This is a genomic window from Methylophaga sp., assembly GCF_048266885.1.
Lineage (GTDB): Bacteria > Pseudomonadota > Gammaproteobacteria > Nitrosococcales > Methylophagaceae > Methylophaga.
On the sequence record NZ_JBLWYR010000010.1, the window covers coordinates 17,077 to 40,478 of the forward strand.

The 23,402-nt window shown below is 45.3% G+C and carries 20 protein-coding genes and 1 pseudogene; 14 read left to right on the plus strand and 7 right to left on the minus strand.

Annotated elements, in window-relative coordinates:
* Positions 1-28 precede the first annotated feature (28 nt).
* The gene (locus ACN0V2_RS06425) at positions 29-829 is read left to right on the plus strand and encodes an outer membrane protein (RefSeq protein ID WP_417549973.1); all 801 of its coding nucleotides are present in this window, start codon (positions 29-31) and stop codon (positions 827-829) included.
* Here ACN0V2_RS06425 and ACN0V2_RS06430 read toward each other — a convergent pair.
* Genes ACN0V2_RS06430 through ACN0V2_RS06440 form a run of 3 tightly spaced genes read right to left on the minus strand, consistent with a single transcriptional unit; the run spans position 786 to position 6,604 of the window.
* A complete protein-coding gene (locus ACN0V2_RS06430; RefSeq protein WP_417549974.1) occupies positions 786-3,887 on the minus strand; it encodes an efflux RND transporter permease subunit in 3,102 nt (1,033 codons plus the stop codon). The genes ACN0V2_RS06425 and ACN0V2_RS06430 overlap by 44 nt on opposite strands.
* Positions 3,888-3,899: 12 nt before the next feature.
* Complete coding sequence (locus tag ACN0V2_RS06435; RefSeq protein WP_417549975.1) at positions 3,900-5,060, minus strand: efflux RND transporter periplasmic adaptor subunit; 1,161 nt, start codon at positions 5,058-5,060, stop codon at positions 3,900-3,902.
* A 29-nt stretch (positions 5,061-5,089) separates the two neighbouring features.
* Positions 5,090-6,604, minus strand: coding sequence for an efflux transporter outer membrane subunit (locus tag ACN0V2_RS06440; RefSeq protein ID WP_417549976.1), 1,515 nt, complete (start codon positions 6,602-6,604; stop codon positions 5,090-5,092).
* A 161-nt stretch (positions 6,605-6,765) separates the two neighbouring features.
* On the opposite strand from ACN0V2_RS06440, the gene ACN0V2_RS06445 reads away from it, so the two are divergent.
* The 5 genes from ACN0V2_RS06445 (at position 6,766) to ACN0V2_RS06465 (ending at position 11,575) form a co-directional block, all read left to right on the plus strand.
* The gene (locus tag ACN0V2_RS06445; RefSeq protein ID WP_417549977.1) at positions 6,766-7,581 is read left to right on the plus strand and encodes a MipA/OmpV family protein; all 816 of its coding nucleotides are present in this window, start codon (positions 6,766-6,768) and stop codon (positions 7,579-7,581) included.
* On the plus strand, positions 7,578-8,267 hold the full coding sequence (locus tag ACN0V2_RS06450; protein ID WP_417549978.1) for a response regulator transcription factor: 690 nt from the start codon (positions 7,578-7,580) through the stop codon (positions 8,265-8,267). Before ACN0V2_RS06445 ends, ACN0V2_RS06450 begins: the two co-directional genes overlap by 4 nt.
* The gene (locus ACN0V2_RS06455; RefSeq protein ID WP_417549979.1) at positions 8,260-9,621 is read left to right on the plus strand and encodes a HAMP domain-containing sensor histidine kinase; all 1,362 of its coding nucleotides are present in this window, start codon (positions 8,260-8,262) and stop codon (positions 9,619-9,621) included. Before ACN0V2_RS06450 ends, ACN0V2_RS06455 begins: the two co-directional genes overlap by 8 nt.
* A gap of 353 nt (positions 9,622-9,974) precedes the next feature.
* On the plus strand, positions 9,975-11,057 hold the full coding sequence (locus ACN0V2_RS06460; RefSeq protein WP_417550060.1) for a heparan-alpha-glucosaminide N-acetyltransferase domain-containing protein: 1,083 nt from the start codon (positions 9,975-9,977) through the stop codon (positions 11,055-11,057).
* A gap of 95 nt (positions 11,058-11,152) precedes the next feature.
* Entirely contained in the window at positions 11,153-11,575 is a 423-nt protein-coding gene (locus ACN0V2_RS06465; protein WP_417549980.1) for a GFA family protein, read from the plus strand.
* Between the two features lie 262 nt (positions 11,576-11,837).
* Here the strand turns inward: ACN0V2_RS06465 and fabG are convergent, their stop codons facing one another.
* A complete protein-coding gene (gene fabG / locus ACN0V2_RS06470; RefSeq protein WP_417549981.1) occupies positions 11,838-12,617 on the minus strand; it encodes a 3-oxoacyl-ACP reductase FabG in 780 nt (259 codons plus the stop codon).
* A gap of 133 nt (positions 12,618-12,750) precedes the next feature.
* On the opposite strand from fabG, the gene ACN0V2_RS06475 reads away from it, so the two are divergent.
* Entirely contained in the window at positions 12,751-15,066 is a 2,316-nt protein-coding gene (locus tag ACN0V2_RS06475; protein ID WP_417549982.1) for an aminotransferase class III-fold pyridoxal phosphate-dependent enzyme, read from the plus strand.
* Positions 15,067-15,085: 19 nt separating this feature from the next.
* On the opposite strand, the gene ACN0V2_RS06480 is transcribed toward ACN0V2_RS06475, so the two are convergent.
* A complete protein-coding gene (locus ACN0V2_RS06480; protein WP_417549983.1) occupies positions 15,086-15,856 on the minus strand; it encodes a DeoR/GlpR family DNA-binding transcription regulator in 771 nt (256 codons plus the stop codon).
* 220 nt (positions 15,857-16,076) lie between these two features.
* On the opposite strand from ACN0V2_RS06480, the gene ACN0V2_RS06485 reads away from it, so the two are divergent.
* From ACN0V2_RS06485 to ACN0V2_RS06505, 5 genes and pseudogenes are all read left to right on the plus strand, one after another.
* A complete protein-coding gene (locus ACN0V2_RS06485) occupies positions 16,077-16,385 on the plus strand; it encodes a DUF3144 domain-containing protein (RefSeq protein WP_417549984.1) in 309 nt (102 codons plus the stop codon).
* A gap of 234 nt (positions 16,386-16,619) precedes the next feature.
* On the plus strand, positions 16,620-16,982 hold the full coding sequence (locus tag ACN0V2_RS06490) for a hypothetical protein (RefSeq protein WP_417549985.1): 363 nt from the start codon (positions 16,620-16,622) through the stop codon (positions 16,980-16,982).
* 121 nt (positions 16,983-17,103) lie between these two features.
* Positions 17,104-17,904, plus strand: a complete 801-nt coding sequence (locus ACN0V2_RS06495) for a hypothetical protein (RefSeq protein WP_417549986.1) — start codon at positions 17,104-17,106, stop codon at positions 17,902-17,904.
* A 190-nt stretch (positions 17,905-18,094) separates the two neighbouring features.
* Positions 18,095-19,024 (plus strand): annotated as a pseudogene (locus tag ACN0V2_RS06500) (ABC transporter ATP-binding protein).
* Complete coding sequence (locus ACN0V2_RS06505) at positions 19,021-19,782, plus strand: ABC transporter permease (RefSeq protein WP_417549987.1); 762 nt, start codon at positions 19,021-19,023, stop codon at positions 19,780-19,782. Before ACN0V2_RS06500 ends, ACN0V2_RS06505 begins: the two are co-directional and overlap by 4 nt.
* A gap of 32 nt (positions 19,783-19,814) precedes the next feature.
* On the opposite strand, the gene ACN0V2_RS06510 is transcribed toward ACN0V2_RS06505, so the two are convergent.
* The gene (locus ACN0V2_RS06510; RefSeq protein ID WP_417549988.1) at positions 19,815-21,023 is read right to left on the minus strand and encodes an HD-GYP domain-containing protein; all 1,209 of its coding nucleotides are present in this window, start codon (positions 21,021-21,023) and stop codon (positions 19,815-19,817) included.
* Positions 21,024-21,287: 264 nt separating this feature from the next.
* Between ACN0V2_RS06510 and ACN0V2_RS06515 the strand changes: the two genes are divergently transcribed.
* On the plus strand, positions 21,288-22,139 hold the full coding sequence (locus ACN0V2_RS06515) for an HDOD domain-containing protein (RefSeq protein ID WP_417549989.1): 852 nt from the start codon (positions 21,288-21,290) through the stop codon (positions 22,137-22,139).
* On the opposite strand, the gene ACN0V2_RS06520 is transcribed toward ACN0V2_RS06515, so the two are convergent.
* Complete coding sequence (locus tag ACN0V2_RS06520) at positions 22,136-22,669, minus strand: gamma carbonic anhydrase family protein (RefSeq protein WP_417549990.1); 534 nt, start codon at positions 22,667-22,669, stop codon at positions 22,136-22,138. The two genes, ACN0V2_RS06515 and ACN0V2_RS06520, sit on opposite strands and share 4 nt — an antisense overlap.
* A 175-nt stretch (positions 22,670-22,844) precedes the next feature.
* Here ACN0V2_RS06520 and ACN0V2_RS06525 point away from each other — a divergent pair, with 175 nt between their 5' ends.
* The gene (locus ACN0V2_RS06525; protein WP_417549991.1) at positions 22,845-23,399 is read left to right on the plus strand and encodes a hypothetical protein; all 555 of its coding nucleotides are present in this window, start codon (positions 22,845-22,847) and stop codon (positions 23,397-23,399) included.
* Positions 23,400-23,402 lie beyond the last annotated feature (3 nt).

The following is a 23,402-nucleotide window of genomic DNA, read 5'->3' on the forward strand; positions in this document are numbered from 1 at the left end:
AATTACGTTATAAGAAGGAACTTAAAAAGTGTTGAAGAACAAAATGATGTTGATGAGTCGCTCAAGTTATTCTCTGGTCTTTGTTGGTGTTTTAGGTGTTATGACCAGCGCTCAGGCCCAGACCCTTCAGAATTATGATTGGTCTGGACCATATATCGGGGGAAGTCTTGGGGTAGCCCATAGTCGTACCTCATTTGATGCGTCAACATCTGATGGTTTTCCGAGGTCTTATTTCACCACCCCTGATCCTGAGCAAATTGCCGGGGAGGCCGATAAAAGTGCTTCGCAATCACGTCTAAGTGCTGGTTTATATGGTGGCTATGGTCAGCAGTTTGATCAGTTATATCTCGGGATTGAGGCGGGCGTGAACAGTTTAAGCTTTGATGAATCCTCTTCATCAGCCGGCATCTACGAATCAAATCCAGCGAACTTTAACAATAAAATCTCTGTAAAGGCTGACTGGCAAGCATCACTTCGAGCTCGTTTAGGCTGGGCTGAGAAACGCTGGTTGGCGTACCTTACTGGTGGTGTAGCAGCAACAAAAATCAGAATGGATGCAACATTTTCAGATGACTTTTCTGGGGCAGGCGCATTTGGTCGTAATTCAGATAATGAAACCAAACTAGGCTGGGTAATTGGTCTGGGTGGTGAATATGCGCTTACCGATAGTTGGACCATTCGAGGAGAGTATCTCTACGCAGATTATGGAAAAGCCGACACCACAGCAGTTGTAACCAATCCAGCTTTTCCAACGCTTGCTAATGATCTGAAAAGTTCTGTTGATGTTAAAACCCAGATTCTTTCAGTTGGTGTTTCTTATCGTTTCTAATCATGGATCTTTTCAGTAGGAACTGCACGACAGTATCTACATAACTGTAAACCACGGGTATCACCAACAGACTGAGAAAGGTCGAGGTGATCAAGCCGCCAATAACAACAATGGCCATTGGCGCACGAAAGCTGGGATCACCGCCCATTCCCAATGCTATAGGTAGCATGCCTGCACCCATGGCAACGGTTGTCATCACAATTGGTCTGGCACGTTTGCGACAAGCGTCAATGATGGCATCATGACGTATAAGCTGGTGATCGCGGGTGGCAATGATGATGTAATCAATCAGCAGGATAGAGTTTTTGGTCGCAATTCCCATTAACATGATTAAGCCGATCATGGCAGGTAGAGAAAGTGTCGAATTCGTCAGAAACAATGCCAGAAAAGCGCCGGGTACCGATAAAATCAACGCGGTAAGAATGGTGACAGGCTGTATAAAATCTTTAAAGAGTAATACCAGCACCATATAAATACAGATAACGCCGGTGAGCATTGCTATGGCGAAGCCGGTGGCTAATTCCCCCATCATTTCCGCATCACCCAAAGTTGTTTGCGAAACGCCGGGAGGTAGTGTTTGCAGACTGGGTAAAGCCATTACAGCCTGCTCAACAACTCCCAATGGCTGATTATTTAATTCCACTTCGAAATTGATATTACGCATACGGTCAAACCGGGCTATTTCTGCCGGACCGCTGCCTATTTCAAGGCTGGCAACATTCTCCAATGCAACTGGTCCACGTGAGCCGGGCACTGGCAAACGTTTGAACGTCTCAAAATCTTCACGGGCGATATCACTCAGGCGAACCACTATCGGAACCTGACGTTCACTCAGATTCATTTTGGGCAGATCCTGATCATAGTCACCAACGGTAGCAACACGCAGCGTATCGGCAATGGCGGACGAGGTTACACCGAGATCGGTGGCGCGGGCAAAATCTGGCTTTATGATTAATTCTGGCCTAACCAGGCTGGCACTGGATGTCACCGCACCAATACCCGGAATAGTGCGAAGATCGCGTTCAACCTGAAGGGCATATTGCTGCAAAATTCGGCTGTCTTCGCCGGCAAGTACTAGCTGGTAGTTTTCACTTGAATCACCCATACCTACTTTAATTCTTGCGCCTGGTAAGACGCTCAGCGTTTCACGTAATTGCTGTTCAATCTTTTGTTTGCTTAACTCTGGACGTGCCTTGCGATGGGTAATAGTCAGGGTAAGCACTGCGGTACGAACATTTGTTGCTGCGCCACCCGGTTCTTCTGACTCACCAGTGCTACCACTGCCGATAGCAGTGTAAACCTGTTTTATATGCTCATTCTGCTGCACCATTATGCGAGCCTGTTCTGCCAAAGCGACGCTGTCTTCAAGTTTACTGCCGGGCTGCAGTGTCAGGGTAACCTGTGTTTGTTGATCATCATTTGCTGGTAGAAAGTCGCCGGGTAATATCATGGCCAGCATGATTCCGCCTGCAAAGAATAGGACAGCTGCGCTGATGGTGATGCCTTTGTAGTGTAAACACCAGTTCACCACATTCAGGTAATAGCGTATCCAGCCAGGTTCCGGCTTAACCAGATTTTTGGGTGAGCGCAGCAGATAGGCGGCCATCATTGGAGTAAGTATTCGGGCAACCAGCAGCGAAAACAGTACGGCAATAGCTGCTGTCCAGCCAAACTGGACGAAGAATTTGCCTACTACACCACTCATAAAGGCGGTGGGCAGAAATACCGCGATCAGCGTAAAAGTGGTGGCAACTACCGCCAAACCAATTTCATCAGCTGCTTCCATAGCTGCCTGAAAGGGTGTTTTACTCATCAATAAGTGACGCTCGATATTCTCTATTTCAACGATAGCATCATCGACCAGTACGCCAATGACCAGTGACAGCGACAACAGCGTGACCATATTCAGCGAAAAGCCCAGCATATGTATAACAGCGAAGGTAGGGATAATTGATAGTGGCAGTGCTACTGCGGAAATAAATGTGGCACGCCAGTCACGTAGAAACAGAAATACCACCAGCACTGCCAGCAGGGAACCTTCATACAGCAGCTGAATGGATCCATCATAATTCTCTGCTACCGGGTCAATAAGGTTAAAAACTTCAGTGATGCGGATATCCGGCCGCTGCATTTGCAGCTGTAGCAATGCTGTACGCACCCCTTCTGCAACTTCAATTTCGCCATAACCAATAGCGCGTGTTATTTCAAATCCTACCACTGGTTCACCATTAAGAAATGCTGCAGAACGTTGCTCTGCGACAGTATCGGTCACTGTTGCTATCTGATCTAAACGCAGATGACAGCCATCACTCAAAGTGATTTCCATATTGGCAATCTCTGCAGCAGATTGCACGGTAGCGATCGTCCGTACTGGCTGCTCCATGCCGCCAAAAAGAGCACGACCGCCAGCTGCTTCCTGCTGCACCAGCCGCAACTGCCTTGAAATATCAGCCGCTGTGGTATTGAATGCCAGCAGTTTGGCAAAATCTAGTTCAACCCTGATTTCACGATTAACACCACCCACCCTGCTGATCGCACCAACTCCTTTTACTGAGAGCAGTGCTTTACTCACATCATTGTCGACGAACCAGGACAGGGCTTCGTCGTCCATGCGTGGTGAGCTAAGGGTGTAAGTCAAAATAGGTGAGCCGGATAATTCCTCTTTTTTAATGACCGGATCGCGTAAGTCAGTTGGCAGATCAGCACGAATGCGTGATACCGCATCACGGACATCATCAAGTGCTTCCTGTACCGATCTTTCCAGCCGGAACTCAACCGAAATGGTGGCTTCGCCATCAGTAAGGTTGCTGTAAATATGCTTAACACCTTGAACTGTGGCTAAAGAACTTTCTATTTTGCGAACGACATCGGTTTCAAGTTGGGATGGGGAAGCGCCTGGCAGCGAAAGACTTATCGTTACGGTGGGAAGCTCTAGATCAGGTAGATCCTGAACTTTCATGGCCTGAAACCCCAAAATACCGGCAAAGGTCAGCAGGATGAAAAGCAAGATGGACGGTATAGGGTTGCGGATAGCCCAACTGGAGATATTATGATTCATCAGGATTCCTGTTTAGTTGGTCGTTTGTGGTGGTGTGCCAGGATTGTTCAGACTGCTGGCATTGGCAGTCGGCAGTGTTTCAACTACCCGCACCAGATCACCATCGCCAAGAAAGGCGCCACCGCTTTCCACCACCTGATCGGCAGGGGTAATGCCACTAATAATTTCGACCAACTCTGCTGTCCGCCGGCCTGTACTGACTTTGGTTTGCATGACTCTGGAATCGCTGTTTACCCTCAGCACATAGCTAAAACCATCTCGCAACAGCACGGCACTTTGAGGCAGCGTTAGTACTTCAGCAGCACCAAGTTTGAACTTGCCGCGGGCAAAGGTGCCTGCACGGAGGGTGTTATCAGCAGGAAGATCGATATAAGCCAAACCGTTGCGGGTTTGTGTATCCACGACAGGTGAGAGTATTCGCAGTGTTCCCGTGACAGTTTCACCACCCACCGGCATGACTTCTACCCGCTGGCCCGGTTTAAGTTTTGGCAGATCTTCAGCAGAGACTTCTGCCCGCCATTCCAACCGACTGCCTCTGATGAGACGAAACAGTTCTTCCCCGACAGGAGGGACGGAACCGACAGTGGCATTTCTGGCCGAAATAATGCCATTGTCCGGTGCCAAAACCTGAGTTTGCTCAAGCCGTAATTGTTGGGTGTCCAGATAGGCTTGTGCAGACTGAAGTCTGGCTTGTGCCGTTTTTTCAGCGGTGCTGTATTGCTGAATCTGTTGTGCTGAAAGTGCACCTGTCGCTTGTAATTCAATAGCACGCTTTACGTTGTCTCTGGTTTCAGCCAGAACTGCTTCTGCTTCAGTTAAGGCTGCCTGAGTTTGTGCCAGCTCAACCGTGACAGTTCGGGTAGAGAAGGTCGCCAGCAGTTGACCACGCTGAACAATATCACCAATATTCACTTTAACGTCATCCAGTTTTAAACCATTGGTTTCATTGCCAATGCTGGCTTCCTGCCATGCATTAATATTGCCATTGGCCGTTATGGTCATTGGCAACAGGGCAGTTTTGGGCGTGATGACGGTCACTGCCAGCGAGGGCCTATCCGTTGTTAACAGCATGTTTTCCGGTGGTGTGCCAGCACTATTAGCCGTGGCTATTAAGACAGTGATAGCTGTCATTATTAAAGCAATAAAAAATACCACCTGATGCGACCTTTTCATTAACGGGTTCCTTATTTTTCTCTTATTGCTCAGGCTCCGGCAGCCTTCGACTGTCGGTGAATCGTGTTCTGTGGGAAGTTTGTTATCTGTTGTAATTCAGAGGCGTTCCAACCCCCACCGACAGCACGGTAAAGTGCAATCCAAGAGGCAATACGCTCACGCTGCAATTCAATGGAAGTGGTTTTGGCGCTAATCAAGCTGCGACGGGCATCTTCAAGGTCGAATAGGCTGGCAATTCCAGCTTTATAGCTGGATTCAGTTGCCTGAAATGAACGTTCAAATCCGGTTTCGGCGATATCGGCATCCATGCTGCGTGTAGCAGTGCTTTGTAACGTTACCAGCGCGTTTTCCACTTCCTGGATGGCTTCACGCAGACGGGCAGCATAAATTGTTATCGCAACGTCATAACGAATACGGGCTGCTTCAGCATTGGCACGACGTGAACCTCCATCAAATAACGGCACAGTAACCGCGACGGGACCGATGCTCCAGGTAGAGCCATCGGTACTCACTCCAATGGTTTTCATGCTGCTGGCGCTGATATTTCCCGATAAGGTAATGCGTGGCCACCGTTGAGCCTGTGCCTCATTTGCATCAGCACTTGCAGCGGTGACCTCGCGAGCGGCGGCATAGATATCAGGACGTTGGCTGATGACTTCAGCCGGAACTGATGAAACTGTCAGTTTGGCCGCTTCCGGTAGCATGGCATTTGCGGCTGATAGCTCATGGCGTAAGGCTGTTTCGTCCTGTGCTGTTAAGGCGGTTAGTGCTTTTATCAGTAAATCGCACTGTGTCTGCTGCTGGACTAAAATCATTTTGCCTTGAGCCGCGCTGGCTGTTGCCAGATCAGCTGCTGCTGGTGGTCGAAAACCCGCCTTTACAGACAGTTTGGTCAGTCTTGATGTATTAACCCGGGATATTGCGTCCTGTTGATATTGTTGAACGTTAGCCTCACAGGCACGTAGATCGGTATAAGTGGTGGCCACTTCAGCGGCTACTAAAATTCGGGCATCATGCCAATCTGCCTGACTGGACGCTAGTCTTGCTGAGGTTGCGTCGGCAGCAGCGCTGTTTGCGCCGAAAATATCCAACTCCCAGCTTGCTTGTAATCCGGCGGATGTTAGGTTTATTGGCGAGGCCGAAATGTCTGAACGGGATCTCTCTGCATTCACACTGCCATCCAGTGATGGAAGCAAAGCTGCTCGGCTAGTGACAACTGCTGCCCGTGCATCGGCTATATTGGCAACGGCCTGTGCCAATGTCGGACTTACTTGCTGCGCGTCAGCAATAAGCTGAAGCATAAGTGGATCATCGAATTGAGCCCACCAGGTCTTAAGGTTGGCAAGCTCACCATGGTGAGGCAATGGCTCGTGCCAGTGGGCGGCCATTAAAGAATTAATATCGTCAGTTGCCTGCTCAGATAAAACTGATGCACAAGCTGACAACAACAGCACGCTGCTAATAACCAAGCCTTTAGGTATTGATGAATGGAAACTCTGATATAGCCTTATCAATACAAAACAGATTATGGGGGTGGAATGCATCTAAAACTCTTACCAGTAGCAGAACGTGGATTGCACTATCTGATAGGAAGCCTTTCAGGGAACTTACTGACAAAAAACAGCAAAAACCTTTTTTGGTAAGTTCTATGTAAGTCAGGAGATGGATGATGGAAGCTCTTACATCACCTGAAAGGACTTTATCAATGCAAACACTATTTACCGGCGGAGCCGCTTTACGGGGCATGGCTGCTACGCTAATGATTTCTAGCCTAGTTTCCCCTTTATCTGTAATTGCTGCAGATCAGCAGCCCGATATTGAATCGCCATCTTCGACCTGGGGGCTGGGGTTCGCAGTAATGAGCAAGCAAGACCCCTATACTGATATCGATCGTGAGACAGAGCTGTTGCCGATAGTGACATATGAGAACAAGTACATTGAACTATTGGGGCCGCAGCTGGAATTCAAATTACCCAGTTGGGAAATTAATGATTCAAATAAATTTGAATTCAGAGTTGTTGGTAAGTATGAGTTTATTGGTTACGAAGATAACGACGCCGATATTCTTGAGGGGATGGACGATCGTGATGGTGGATTCTGGATGGGGGCTAAGGTCGAGTGGGAAAACCCAGTGGCAGATATCAGTGCTGAGATAGTCACTGAAGTTTCTGGAGACAGTGAAGGTAGCAGTTTTAATCTCGGCTTAGAAAGAAGCTGGGATTTAAATGAACGCTTTACGCTTACCCCACGGGTGGTAGCCAGCTGGTCTGATAAGGATTATGTTGATTACTATTACGGTGTTCGCCAGGAAGAAGTGAATGCTAATCGGAGCTTTTATAAAGGAGATTCCACTGTCAATGTTGAAGCAGGGATTCGTGGAGATTATATGTTCAACGAAAAGCATTTTATGTTTCTGGATCTGAGCGTGACCAGTTTGGGATCGGAAATAGAAGATAGTCCATTGGTTGACAGTTCGACGCAAAGCAGTGTGTTTCTTGGCTATATCTACCTTTTTAAATGAGCCGCATACTGTTACTTGAAGACCACGAGCGTTTAGCCCGCTTGATATGCCAGGGCCTGGAATCTGCAGGTATCGTTGTGGATGTGTTCAGCCGCATGGACCATGCTTTGGTCGCTCTTCAGCAAATATCTTATCAGGCGCTGGTGATTGACCGGGGAGTGCCGGACGGCGATGGTTTGTCAATGTTACGGCATTTACGGGCTGAAAATAATGCCATTCCCTGTCTGGTGCTGACCGCCCGTAATGCATTGAATGATCGGGTTGAGGGGTTGGATGCGGGAGCAGATGATTACCTGGCAAAACCATTTGCTATGGAAGAAATGGTGGCACGGGTTCGAGCGTTGTTGCGTCGTCCGTCGATAGAAGTTCGCTCACTGGATCCGGGCTGTGGTGACATCATTTTGCGGCCGGGAGAAAGCCTAATCTGTTGTGGAAATAAAAGCGAAACTCTGGCGCAGGCGGAGATGCAGATTTTGCTAGTGCTGGTACACAAATATAAAGAGGTGGTGCGACATAGTGCATTGGAGGCCGCAGGCTGGGGCTTTAGCGATATTGTTACGCCTAACGCGTTGGATGTGGCTTTGCACCGAATCCGCCGTAAGTTACAGCTCATTGGTTCGCAGCTAAAGATAGTCAATATAAGAGGGATAGGCTATGCGCTTCAGGATAGCGAGCCGGTTGAATAGTATCAGTTTTAAAGTCTTGCTGGCTTTTGTTATTGGGATGGTGCTGAGTGTCAGCCTTATCACTTTGGTGTTGGTCACTGCTTGGTGGTTTAAAAACAATATTTATTCAGAACTGGAAGCCATAGATGCTTCTCAGGAACTGGCTGAAGCCCTGTCCTTTAATGCAGAAGGTATACCAGAAAAAATAGAGTTTGATACCGATTACAATTGGTTGTTCGAAAGTCTTTCTCAAGAGTTGGCTTATCGAGTAATCGACCAATCCGGCAAAGTGATTATGTATTCTGCGGGCGGTCCCTCATTTTGGTCTTCTATTGATATTCCGGATCATTTAAGTACAGGCACTTTTGAATTCCAGCGCGACGGCATTTGGTTGGATGCAGCTACTGGAATGGTAAAACATGAGGGGAAAAGCTGGTTTGTGCAAGTAGCTGTTAGCAGGCGCTTTATCTATTTTGCTCATGATGCTTTTGGTTTGGGTTTTTTAGAAACTGGGCTATGGGTACTGTCAGTCGTCTTGTTTGTCGTTTTTGGTGGCTGTGCACATTTTACGCTTAGGCATACACTCCGGCCGCTGCGAGAATTATCGGACTCGGCTTCAGCAATATCACCCCGCTCATTGCAGGCCAGATTACAGAACAACAATATACCAACGGAAATTGCACCGTTAGTAAACAGTTTCAATCAGGCTCTTGATCGGCTCGAACATGGTTATCGCGTACAGCAGGTATTTCTTTCCACCGCAGCCCATGAATTAAAGACACCACTATCATTGATTCGCGCTCAGCTGGAATTAATGCCGGAAACCGATGAGCGTAACTGGTTGTTGCATGATGTCCAGTATATGTCCCATCAAGTGCAGCAATTGCTGCTATTGGCAGAAGCAAGTGAACCCCAAAACTATAAATTTATTACAGTAGATTTACAGCAAGAAGTGGCCGAGGTTGTCGCTTATATGGAACGGGTGGCAGAGACGGCGAATGTTAAGCTTAATTTGGTATTTTATAGTGGTAACGTAACCTTACAAGCTGATAAAGGAGCATTGTTTACCTTACTGAAAAATTTGCTGGAAAATGCCATTCAGCATGCTCCACCAGCAGGTCAGGTATGGGTGGATGTTTTTTCAGACAAGATGGGGGTCTGGGATTGGGGGAAGGGTATTGATGAAGTTGATTTGCCTCGGCTGTTTGATCGTTTCTGGCGGGGCGAACATCGCCGTGATATTGGCGCCGGTCTCGGATTGACGATATGCCGCGAAATTGCTCTGGCACATGGTTGGTTACTAACGGCTCACAGAATGGAGCCGGGTTTGATGTTCCAACTGATGTTTAATGCTGAGGATGAAACGAAGGCTTAATGGTTCAGTAATTTACTTTATGTTGAGCATGCATGCCGCGCCAGTAATCTGCTTGCTAAAGTTTGATAGTGCTTACAACTACCATGGCACTTCTGAAGACAAATCGAAGAAGGCGAAACTCTCTGCATTGATTAACTGGGAAAGCCCTTTCCGAAAAATCAAAACGAACATGCCGGTACGCAAAAAGCTTAAGTAGTTGGCAAACGATTACTTATTGATCCTTTTGTTCATTCAAATCGTACTTTAATAAATGATAGTTCTTTTTGCTTCAGTGAAGTCGACGGGCATTATCTTATCTAGCGTTGCAGCGTTAGAACCTAGCTAATCAATACTCATGGATGCTGATTGTGCAAATGAAGACAATTCATTCTCTTAAACAGAATACCTCTCGAATTGATACGTTCGATCTGGCACGAGGCCTGGCGATTCTTTTTATGATGTTGGTGCATGTTCTGGATTTTTATGGGGAGCGTGATATTCGAACGAGCATTTTTGGTGATGTTATTACTTTTTTGGGTAGCCCCCCTGCCGCTCCAGTGTTCATGTTTATTATGGGATTATTTATTGCGTTCTCGAACCGGCTTAATATTGCTACTGGATTGAAGCGAGCAGTCGGGCTGTTTGTTATCGGTTACATCCTTAACTTGGTGCGGGGTTCAATCCCATTGTGGTTATCGCTGAAAATGGGGCTGGTTAGCTATGCTGAACTGGAGGCTGGAGGTATTTCACCTCTTAGCGAATTGCTAATTGTCGATATTCTGCAATTCGCTGGTCTTGCTTTTGCAATCTGTGTTTTATTCAAACACTACCTTCCAAATCCTAAATACTGGCTTGCGACAGGCGTTATGGTCATTTTAATTTCTCCAGCACTCTGGGATATTTCGAGTGGTTGGCTGGTTTTTGATGAAATATTGAAGTTACTGTGGGGAAACAAGGGGCAGGGGGCGATGTTTCCTTTATTTCCTTGGCTGGCCTATCCGCTGTTTGGTATGGCACTCGGTTATTGGTTTAAACAGGCTAAATGTCATGATCGTTTCTTTCGGCAGACTGCCTGGCTGGGATTGATTTTATTGATCATCGGTACCGTAGTGACGCTGACGAACGTTGACTTTCATTATGCTTATTTCCTGCGGAGCGGTCCTGGAGCAACTATCTGGATCACCGGTTTTGTGCTGGTCTGGTTATGGCTATGTCGATGGGTTATCGACAAGATGGCTGCCAATCGTGGTTTTAATCTACTGTTTTTTTGGAGTAAAAATGTCACCGCCATTTATATTCTGCAATGGATTATTATCGGGTGGGGGCTAATGTTGGTTGGGGTACAGCAACTCAATTTTATCGAAACGCTGTTGGCGATGTTTGTCGTTATTCTGCTTTCAGACCTGAGCTTACGAAGCTGGTTATGGTTTCGTAAATCACCAATGTTGTCTCGTTAATTACGATATATATTATCTAACAATATTTTCAATCTTGCCTGTAGCCAAATTTAGCGTTATTTATTTCAAAGGTAATCGCTATCAAGGAGAAAATCATGAATGAGATAACAGAACAAAGCGGCAGCTGTCTATGTGGTTCGGTTAGTTTAGTCGCAACACCCAAGCGTTATCATGTTGGCGCTTGTCATTGTGAAACCTGTCGAAAGTGGGGTGGTGGGCCACTTTTAGCTGTGGAGTGTGGTGGTGATGTCCGGTTTGATGGTGCCAAAAATATCTCGATTTACAATTCCTCGGAATGGGCCGAACGAGGCTTTTGCCAGCAGTGCGGCACACATCTTTTTTATCGCTTGAAGCAAGGCGAAATGTACGCCATCCCAGTTGGGTTGTTTGATGAGAATGAACATTGGCAACTTACCGAGCAGGTGTTTATTGAAAGTAAACCGGCTTTCTATTCATTTGCTGAGAAGACTACAAATCTCACTGGTGCAGAACTTTTTGCTCAATTTTCTGGTGAATAAATTAGTACAGATTTCAAGCTAATATTTTGCCGTGGATATGTAGTTACATAGCTGGTCGATGCTGTTCATCATCCATACTGGCGTTTTGTTATGCTGCAAATTAATTTTTATAAATTATATTATCGATCAAAACATAGATTGGGGTGCTGAGTGGCGAAAACTAGCCACACAACACGCTATTCCAATAAGCCTTATTGATAAAGTCGAATCCACTCTTCGATTGTTGTTATAACGAATTCTGCATCCGTTATCTTCAAAATATTTATATTTCAGCCACGGCTTCCATACACTCCGGTAGCGTTTGTCCGCCATCAACAACTATTTGTTGGCCGGTGATATAGGCGGCTTCATCGGAAGCAAAAAACAATGCCGCATTGGCGATATCTTCTACAGCACCAAGTCGTTTTAATGGAATCGCTGCGGCCATGCTGTTGAGATAATCTTCACCCAGACTGGCTAAACCTTCCGTGACAATATTGCCCGGCATAACGGCATTAATAGTGGTGTTATATCGTGCCAGTTCCATCGCTGCGGTTTTCATAAAGCCAAGTTGACCAGCTTTGGTCGCGCCATAATGCGCCCAGCCCGGGTAACCGGTAATGGGGCCTGTTATCGATGATGTGACCACAACGCGACCTTTACCCAGTTTTTCAAAATGAGGAATACAAGCTTTGACACATAGGAAAGTGCTTTTCAGGTTAGCCGACATAATATCGTCCCAATCTTCTGGAGTGAGGTCGACAATCTTCTTTTGTGGGAAGGTGCCAGCATTGGCGCAGAGGATATCAACCGGCCCGAAAGTGCTTGCTGTGTGTTCAACCAGTGCCTGAACCTGATCCCAGTTTGAGACATCACACAAATAATATTCAGCGGTGCCACCTGCTGCTTTGATTTCTTCGACAGCCTCTTTTGCTGCACTTTCGCCACGGGCAGCAATCATCACTTTGGCTCCCTGTTTAGCAAAGATGCTGGCAATACCTTTGCCAATCCCTTTTGAGCCACCAGTAACAATAACCGTCTTGTCTTGAATGGATGTGAGCATGAAACCTCCAGAAATTGAGTTAATAATTTAAAGGTATTTTTAGCATAAATCTTTTTCTTTGCAACAAAAATATTGCAAGTCGGACATTTTGACGTTATAAATTATTTCACTACTGTTTATCTGGGTTTAAGTTATGAGCGGTTTATATAACAACGATTATCTGCAGCAATTGACTGGGGAGGTCGAAAAATTACTGGGGCATTGGAATATTAATGAAAATGCCAAGATTGCATTATTGACAGTGTCTGAAAATGCCACATTTATGGTGATCGATGAGGAGAGCGATGAGCGCTTTATAATTCGTGTACATCGTCCCGAATATCATTCCAAAAATGAAATTATTTCTGAATTACGTTGGATACAATCGCTTCGTGAACAAATGCTACTCAATACCCCTGAACCGTTAACACTTCATGATGGCTCAATGGTGGCTTCATTCAATGATGATGGTGTTGAACGTTACGTTGTGGCGTTTGAGTTTCTGCCAGGCAACCAGCCAAATGAAGATGAGTCACTAATAGAAGGTTTTGAAATATTAGGTGCGACCTCAGCCAGATTGCATCAACAGGCAAAACAATGGACGTTGCCGGAAGGTTTTACCCGTAAAAAATGGAATTTTGACAGTGCTTTTGGGGCGAATCCGTTATGGGGTGACTGGCGTGAAGCGCCTGGGTTAGATGTAAAAGGTCAGGCGATATTAGAGCAATTATGCGACGTGTTGGAAGCAAAATTACATCACTATGGTGAGAGCCCTGATCGCTTTGGTCTGATACACGCCGATCTACGATTAGCAAACTTGCTGGTCGATGATAAACAGCTAAGTGTGATTGATTTTGATGACTGTGGTTTTAGCTGGTTCATTTATGACTTTGCTTCAGCAGTATCGTTTCTGGAAACTTCGCCTTTATTGCCTGATTTGGAACGTGCCTGGGTACGTGGATATAAGTCGATAGCGCCGCTTTCAGCCGAAGATGAAGCGATGATTTCAACTTTTGTGATGTTTAGGCGCATGTTGCTGACGGCCTGGGTGGCAAGTCATCCGGAAACAGAAACCGCGGCTGAAGCAGGTTTTGAAGCTTACACCCATGGCACCATTGAACTAGCAAAAAAATATCTGCAGCAACAGGCGCAAGAGAACAATGGATTAACTGAAAAACGTATTCTCGATATGAATGCTTTTGAAGCCAATCAGGGTGAACATCAGCAAAATGTGACACGACGTTTAAATAATCTGGGTGCTGCCTCAGTGTTGTTTTATCAGGAGCCTATTGAAATGGTTTCGGCACAAGGTGCCTGGATGCAGGCTGTTGATGGCAAGCGTTATCTCGATTTTTACAATAATGTACCTTGTCTGGGACATTGCCATCCCAATGTGGTTGAGGCCGTCTCAAAGCAAATTGCTACGCTAAATGTGCATACCCGTTATCTGGTCTCGGGGGTCGATGATTATCTAGAATCGTTAAAGGCCAAGTTGCCTGACTCTATTACCAATATTGTAATGACCTGCTCGGGCAGTGAGGCCAATGATCTGGCGATGCGACTGGCAAAACAGGCTTCCGGTGGTGAGGGTTTTATTGTTACTGAAGATGCCTATCATGGGAATACCAGTTTGGTCACAGAGGTCTCTCCATCAATTATCAAACAGGGCAACTTGCCGAAACATGTTGTGGCAATACCGGCCCCATCTGTTGAGGTCTATGGTGAAGATATAGAAGTCGGCTTTGCGGAAAAAGTCGCTGAAGCCATAGAGCTTTTACGAGAACGAGGATTTAGAGTCGCAGCTTTATTAGTCGATACCATTTTTTCATCAGACGGTATCTATACCGAGCCCAGAGGTTTTCTAAAAAAAGCAGTGGATGTAGTGCATAACGCAGGGGGCGTATTTATCGCCGATGAAGTACAGCCTGGTTTTGCCCGATTAGGTGAAGCATTCTGGGGTTTTGATTTCCACGGGGTTACACCGGATATTGTGACAATGGGAAAGCCGATGGGTAATGGTTTTCCAATGGCAGCGGTCGCAACAAAATCAGAATATCTGGACAGGTTTTGTGCTGATGTCGGTTATTTCAATACCTTTGGTGGTAATCCGGTTGCCGCTGCAGCGGGTCAGGCAGTCCTGAACACTATCAAGCAGGAAAACCTGCAGGATAATGCCCGGAAAATGGGGCTTTATTTAAAAACGCAGTTGAAGTCTATTGCGAAACAATCGGCTTACGTTAACGAGGTGAGAGGGCAGGGACTGTTTCTGGGAATTGATATTGGCAAACAAGACAATAAACATATCCCCGATCCGCTCAAAACCAAACAGGTGATTAACGGTTTAAAAGCGGCCGGTGTTTTGATTGGTGCTGCAGGACGGTTTGGAGCCACCTTGAAATTACGCCCATTATTAACCCTGACACAATCTGAAGCCGATTTCTTTTTAGAAGCATTTTCTCAGCAGGTTTAATGTAGGTCAGCAAGTTCAACTATTGGATGGGCGCTGTAATGATCTGAACTTGCTCATTGGCTAAAGCTTTTTTAAGTGGACCACTGGGTTTTTGATCAGTGATTAAATGGTCAATTTCATTCCACTTTGCATAGCGCGCCGTGGCCATGCGATCGAATTTGCTGTGATCAGCCACAATCATATTTTTTGTGCTTTGCCGAATCATCTGTTGATAGACATCTGCGGCATCAACAAGTGCATCTGTCGGTCCAGTTGGCGCTAACCCACTAGCCCCCAAAATCGCCCAGTCGGCAGTGTAATTTGCCAGAAACTGACAAGTCACCGAACCATGGGTAGCACCTTCTTCGGCATGATATATACCCGGCGCCATGATGACTTTGATTGTTGGATTAAATGATAAAACCGTGGCCACCCCAAAAGAATGGGTAATAACCGTGATGTTGCTCATTTCATAAGCAATACGTTTAGCAACTTCAACCGTTGTTACCCCTGAACCTATCATTACTACCTTGGCATCTTTCAGCAGTGGAGCCGCTTTCTTACCAATGGCAGCCCGTTCAGCCAGGTTGGCTTTATGTCGTTCATTAAGTACCGGTTCAACCGCCTGACGCAATAATGCTCCACCATAAGTGCGGCTGATCAGATTTTGTTCTGCCAGTTCTTCGAGGTCACGCCGAATGGTTTCTGTAGTAACTTTTAACGCTGAAGCCAACTCACTGACTCGCATCGATGGATGAATAGTCAGTTCATCAATAATCGATTTGTGGCGGGCCGTTTTTTTTCGTGACATGGTGCTGGACTCGTTGTTATTGGTTTGAAAGGTATCATATTCGTCAACGATTTCGCATATATCAGTTATCAGGCCGATTACCTGCCAATACTGCAATCAATGGTTTTTTCCTGCCATTTATTGTGCTTAATTCCGTATTCATCTTCTGTTGTAGAGGTTTATTCTGCACGTTCTTTACTGGCTAATAGCCGACTTTGAAAAATAAAAAAGCGAAACCTTTATGAGTGAGAGAGATCAGGCCTTTTTTGATAGAGCAGATGCATATATCAAATTGGCTAATGAGCAAATGGAGAAAAGCGTAGAGGCCGGTGAAGTGAGTGCATCATTTATGTATGGATTGGCCAGATACAGTGCTTGGTTTAGTGCATCTGGTTGGACAACTGCCAAGGATATGGCCGATGCACGAGATGAAACCGTCGATTTTTTTGTTAATGAATACCGACGGATGTTGGAACTGAATATGGATGATTATATTCAGAATTTCGACAATTATGTTCAGGCCTCTGAACAACTGCAAAACAAAGGGTAGGCGAAAGCTTACCCTTTTTTATAGCCATTGAAGGAACGCCCTTGTAAAGCGTTTTTCTGGTTTTAATAAGGACAATGAAGGTCCTTTGTCCATCTAAATCATTCATCGATTTATGCACCATTTTGTTATTTATATGCGTTAGTATTCAGCATAGAATAATTTGTGGTTATTAGTTCGTTGATACCATTATTCGAATGCGCTTACCTTACTTTTATACCCATATAAGGTGTAACCATGAAAATCCATTTATCACTCTTAACATCGTTGGTTTTATTGAGTGGTTGCAATGCTGGGGATCCGGTAATGGTTTATGAGAGCCGCAATGCGCTGCAATGTGAAACAACCGGAATATCGCCATCCGAGAGTGCGGCTAAATTATCAGCCGAAGATATTGAGGTAACCGAAACAGTTTGTGGGCGAAGAACCGGTGTTGCCTATCCAGCTGCTTGTGGAATGGGAACAGGCACTATCCTTATTCATAAGATAGCTGAGGCAGACCTAGCTGTGGCCAAAAAAATTGGCTTTCAGAAAGTTGCTGAACTGGTAGACCTTGATGCCGGCACCGGCTATGAATTCGTTGACTGTGAAAAAGAATAAACGCCAACCGGGCATTTGTTAACCGTTTTTGTCACAACTAAAAAGTTAATCGATGCCGAATCGAAATCCACTTACCTTTTATCTTTTATTGTTACTCATCATCTTTGTGGTGGGAGTCGTCATGCTGACGAAGTTTGTAGAAGCGCCGGATTCAGATTTGGAGCCATTTGTTGAAGATACAACTACACCAGAGGTGATTGAGCAGCCGACACCTATGCCGAATATCTATATCGATCAAATTATTATCTCTGCTACCGCTGAAAATCGCCGGGAATTGTATTCGGATTTACTGAATATCTGCCAGGAAGAGGGCGTTTCGATCAAGGCTCTGACAGAAACTGAAATGTCACAAATTGGTACGATTCGTCTGCAACGCTGGATTGATGAAAGCAGAACAGCCTATCGTCTGGAATCATGGGATTATCAGCTGGAAGAACCACAAGAACATCCGCATTGCCACTTTCAGCTGATCAGTAGTGGACGTCATGTATTGATTGATGCGGAGGGGCTGACCGGTATCAATCTGAATGATAATCAGCCTTATGCTATTGCCCCATTAACCAATATGGATGCTAGTTTGTTGTTACGGACACCAGCACGACAGGACAAAAAATCGTCGGGAAAAATGAACGACGTCGCGGGTCAGCCATGTGTCGAGTCCACCATTACGGGGTATGAGGATGCCGTAACCTGTACTTGGTCTGGAGGTGTTGAGTGGGGATTTGAGCCCCATTCTGATGGTGTCGAGTCGGTGGTGGATACAAATCATTATGTTTTTTTTAGATCGATTATTCTGCAGCAGGAGCCGGCTGGAAAGGCGTTGGATAAAATCAGCACGATTACTTTCAACATCGGTGACAAACTTGATGAAACGGCGATGCAACCTGCCCCTGCAACCGCTTTGCCTGCTCAGCAACCATAACCCCTAATTTTCTTGCTGTTAACGCTGTTTTAACATGGCGCTGCCATGATGTAATTATTTTGACAGATTGGGTGATTCAGTTATTTCGCTGCTGTTTTATGTTTAAATGCACTCGGTTTCAAACCTTGTCGAAAAATTACACTCTATAAAGACTATGCTTTCAAAAACCGTAGTGAAGGAAACGCAAGTGATGGAAAATCACATCATCGATGTGCGCAATGTCAGTAAAATTTATCCTTCTGGATTTCATGCATTAAAACAGGTCAATCTGCAAATCAATCGTGGTGAAATATTTGCCCTGTTAGGTCCGAATGGCGCAGGCAAGACCACTTTGATTAGCATGATTTGTGGCTTGGTTAATGTGGGGGAAGGGCAGGTTTTGGTAGGTGGTTATGATGTCGTCAAAGATTATCGGCAAGCTCGCAACCAAATTGGTCTAGTACCGCAAGAATTAGCCATTGATGTGTTTGCCTTTGTCTGGAATACCATGGTGTTCAGCCGAGGTGTATTTGGTTAACCACGTGATGATGCGTATTTGGAAGAGATTTTAAGGGCATTGTCGTTATGGGATAAGCGTCATGCCAAAATACAGTTCCTTTCTGGCGGCATGAAACGCCGGGTGTTGATTGCCAAAGCCTTGGCACATGAGCCGGAAGTATTGTTTCTGGATGAGCCGACCGCCGGTGTGGATGTTGAATTACGCCGTGATATGTGGCGTCTGGTGGAAAAGTTACGCCAGAGAGGCACCACTATTATCCTTACTACCCATTACATTGAAGAAGCCGAAGAAATCGCCGATCGGATTGGCATCATTAATCATGGTGAAATTCTGCTGGTGGAAAACAAGCGAGATTTAATGAAAAAGCTGGGACGCAAACAGCTTATCCTGCAGTTACACCAGCCGATTACCCAGCTACCCGAAGAACTGAAGGGCTTTGTAATGGAGATTGCTGAGGATGGGAAAACCTTGACCTATGATTATGTTGATAATCAATCCACCAATCATGTGACAGAGGTGCTGGCAGCTATTCATCGATCGGGGATTGAGCTCAGCGATGTTCAAACTAAACAAAGCACACTGGAACAGATTTTTGTCAGCCTGGTGGAGGAATCAAAATGAACTGGTATGCCATTAAAGCCATTTATTTATCCGAGCTTCACCGCAGCTGGCGAACCCCTTTGCAAAGTATTGCCTCACCGGTGTTATCTACTTCGCTTTATTTCATCGTATTTGGTTCAGCGATTGGTTCAGCAATGACTGAAATCGGCGGCGTGAGTTATGGCGCTTTTATTATTCCGGGTTTGATCATGTTGATGGTGTTAACTGAATCAACATCTAACGCCTCATTTGGCATTTATATGCCCAAGTGGTCCGGTGCAATCTATGAAGTGTTATCCGCACCGGTTTCAGCATTTGAAATTGTAGTCGGCTATGTGGGGGCAGCGGCGACAAAATCGATTATTTTGGCAATGTTGATTTTGCTCACCGCCAAATTATTTGTGGATTATTCGATTCTGCATCCACTGTGGATGATGCTATTTCTGGTATTGACCTGCGTTACCTTCAGTATGTTGGGTTTTATCCTGGGCGTGGTGGCCGATGGTTTTGAAAAATTACAGGTTATTCCATTGATGGTGGTCACCCCATTGGCTTTTCTGGGTGGCACCTTTTATTCGATCAGCATGTTGCCTGAGTTCTGGCAGAAAGTGACTTTGTTCAATCCTGTGGTCTATCTGGTCAGTGGTTTTCGCTGGAGTTTTTATGGCACGGCAGATGTGAGTCTGACGTTTAGTTTGGTGATGATTTCAACTTTTCTCTTAATATTTATGGTGTTTATCTGGTGGATATTTAAAACCGGTTATAAAGTGAAAGTTTAACAATTAGTTCAGTAAGGCTAAACAAAGACCGATCACTGCCATAGTTGTTCCAGGTGTTTGAAATGCCATTTTGATGGGTCTTCAGGGCCATCTATGGTTTCTTTGCAGCTTGGATGTTCGAGATCAATCACTTGTATTTGGATAGGGGTTTTTGAACGCAGCGAAAAAAACACTTTCACTTTAGGTTTTACGAGTGAAGTCAGCCCGGGTTCGATAACTACGGCCAGTCGTTGTGAGGTTAACCGCACTAATGAGCCAACTGGATAGATGCCGACCATTTTTACAAAGGCATTAAACAGTTGTTTATCAAAATGCCCTTCCCACTGAGCCATTTCGCGAATGGTACCAGCAGGATCCCAAGCCTGTTTGTAGGCTCGTTCAGAGGTCACGGCATCATAGACATCACAAATGGCAGCCATACGGGAAAACAGCGATATTTCATCACCCTGTAGTCGATTCGGGTAGCCCAAACCGTTAATTTTTTCATGATGATGTAAGGCAATATCGACGACCTCAGGTGCTGCTCCAGAGTTTTCTAATAATTTGGCACCGGCCGCAGGATGCTTTTTCATGATGTTGTATTCTGCGCCAGAGAGCTTACCTGGTTTGTTCAGAACTTCCAGCGGCATCAGAGATTTACCCAGATCGTGCATCAATCCACCTACACCTGCCAGCTTAACCTGCTCTTCATCAAGATTGAGCTGTCGCGCTAGTGAGATCATCAACGCACAAACTGCCAACGAATGCATGTAAGTGTAATCATCATGGGTTTTAAGGCGAGCTACACTGAGTATGGCGGCTGAGTTTCGCTGCACCATCAAATCAATTTCATTGACTAACGGTAAGGTTGTTTGTGGGTCAATGGCTTTACCGAGCCTGGCATCTTTATACATTGCCATCACTTGTGGTTTAGCATCATGGAAGAGTTTTCGTGCACGAACAATTTCTTCTTCCATAGAACTTTCAAGGACAGGTTTTTTCTCTTCAGGGGGGGGCTGGAGTAATTCGATGGGTTCTGATGAATTCTCAGCAGCTGTTTGCGTCGCTTCGGTTTCTATGTGCTCGCCTTTTTCATCATCGATCCATACTTCTTTAATACCGGCTTCGATAATACGTTTGATATCTTCGGCATCTTTTAACAAAAAGCTGCCGCGTAAAAACGGATGGGTCATCCACGAACCACCGAGCTTGTGTATAAACATGCCCAGTCGAAGTTCAGTTGAAGCAATAGGCTTAACCAATGTAGTTATTCCTTAAAACGGCAATCTACCTAAAAAATTTTGAAAATCTTAATCTTGTGAATGTGAAAAAAATGTGTTTTCACTATAAAAAGTAGGGGATTATACTTTAACGCATAAATTTCACTGATAACTAACTAACAAAATCATAAAAACATGCCTAATTTTTCTACAAGATAATAAGTCTATAAAATCATATTGAAGCATACCGTTCATTAACGACGGTAGGTGTTAAAGTGAATAGACCCCTTAATAATGGATGCAGCTATGCAAGATGATAATCAGCCAAACGACCAGAAAATGGAACTAGAAGAGCTATTAAATCAAGCGATCGCGGAGGGATTTGTCGAGGTACCTATTCTGCCAGAAATCGCAAACAAAGCATTTATGCTGGCTAATGATAAAGAGTCTGATGCTAGTCAAATGGCGCAACTTATTCAAAGTGATCCGTCCCTTGCTGCCCATGTGATGCGCATTGCGAACTCGGCGGCTTATACACCGATGGCCAATCTGACTTCACTACAACAGGCCATTGCTCGACTGGGTATGACAACTATCAGTGAAATTGCCATTAGCGCAGTATTGAATGCGAAATTATTTAATACTCCGGGATATGAAAGCTATGCAGATGCCACATGGCAGCAGGCGTTGGCGACATCACTATGGGCTAAGGAGATTGCTAGTCATTGCAACGTGAATGTCGAAGTCGCTTTTCTGGCGGGATTAATTTATTCAATTGGCCGCCCAGCGGTGTTGCAAACGCTGATTGATGTTGCCGCACAGCGAACGTTGCCTTTGGATGATGAAATTGTTCATCAGCTGGAAGATAAATATTGGCTGACAGTTTCGCAGATGATCGTTATTCGCTGGCGTATGCCGGCTCTGGTTATTGAAACAATCCAGCATCTTGAAACGCCGTCGACAGACAAGGAGGCGGGTCAATTAGCAGCAGTAATAAATATGGCTAGGTATGCGGCTGCAGCCATGCTCAATGATGAGTTGGCAGATAATTTTCCTCAGTCATGCATCGAGATTGTTGAATTCGAATCAACTGATATTGAGAAACTCTTAACTAAGAAGGGGCCGATCAGCGAACGACTCAAACAGCTGGCGGCTTAGTCTTCCTTATTCAGATAGTGGTTTTTTAACTTCACATAATTCTGACAAGCATAGTGAAAATAATTCAGTTCGGCCTCCGTTAGCGGCCGAACTTGTTTCACTGGCGAGCCAAGATACAGATAACCGGATTCAAGCTTTTTGCCTGGTGGAACCAATGATCCGGCACCGATAACCACATTATCTTCCACCACCACACCATCCAAAATGGTTGAAGACATACCAACCAACACCTGATTGCCGATCGTGCAACCATGCAGCATCACCATATGACCTACCGTGACATCATCACCGATGGTTAAAGGATGACCTTCCGGATTAAACTCACTGGCATGGGTAATATGCAAACACGAGTTATCCTGAATGCTGGTGCGGGCACCAATCCGGATTTGATGCATATCGCCACGAATGGATACCAATGGCCAGACGGAACTGTCATCATCGATTTCAACATCACCAATAATGACGGCACTATCATCTACCCAAACCCGTTCGCCTAATTTGGGCTGTTTACCTCGAAAAGATCTTATCACTGCGTTTCTCTCTGATGAGGAGTGTTATGAAAATTCTATTTCAAACCGACTGCGATTGTCTGCTAGAAAAAAATGGGCTTATGAATTCAATGTGAAAGTAATCGTGATTTCTTTGCTTTTGTTTGAAAAAGTCTATGATTCACGATAACTGGATTATCAAAACTAGGAATCTGATATGGCAAGCAGTTTAGCGTTACATCGCGGTATGGTGGTATCCATTGACGATCCGTTACAACAAGGACGGGTACAAATTCAAAACATTGCTTCGGGTGAACAGTTATGGGCTATGGTGAACACTATTTCGCTGGGGACAATGGAAGTCAAAGCTATTTATCTGATAGGTGATGAAGTGATGTACTTAGCCGATGATTCAAATACTGACGCGCTGCTGATGCATCGGCAAAAGTCCGCGACATGCGATGCCGAACAGCAGAATAGTTCATTAAAAATCGCCTTAAATACTGAAACTGAGATCACACTCGCATTGGAGGATAATTCGTTAACACTTGCTACCAACTTTGGACAACAAGTGACTTTCACTGCAGATGGCGGAATCAGTATTTCAGCTAGCAAAATATCGCTGCAAGCCAGTCGGTTAAGTTTGGCTGCATCTAATCTCACAGTAGATACCTCATTAGCTGATGTTTCCGGTGTTTTGAAATGTGACACGCTTATTGCCAATAGTGTGGTTTCTGCGAAGTACAGTCCAGGTGCAGGCAATGTTAACTAAGCG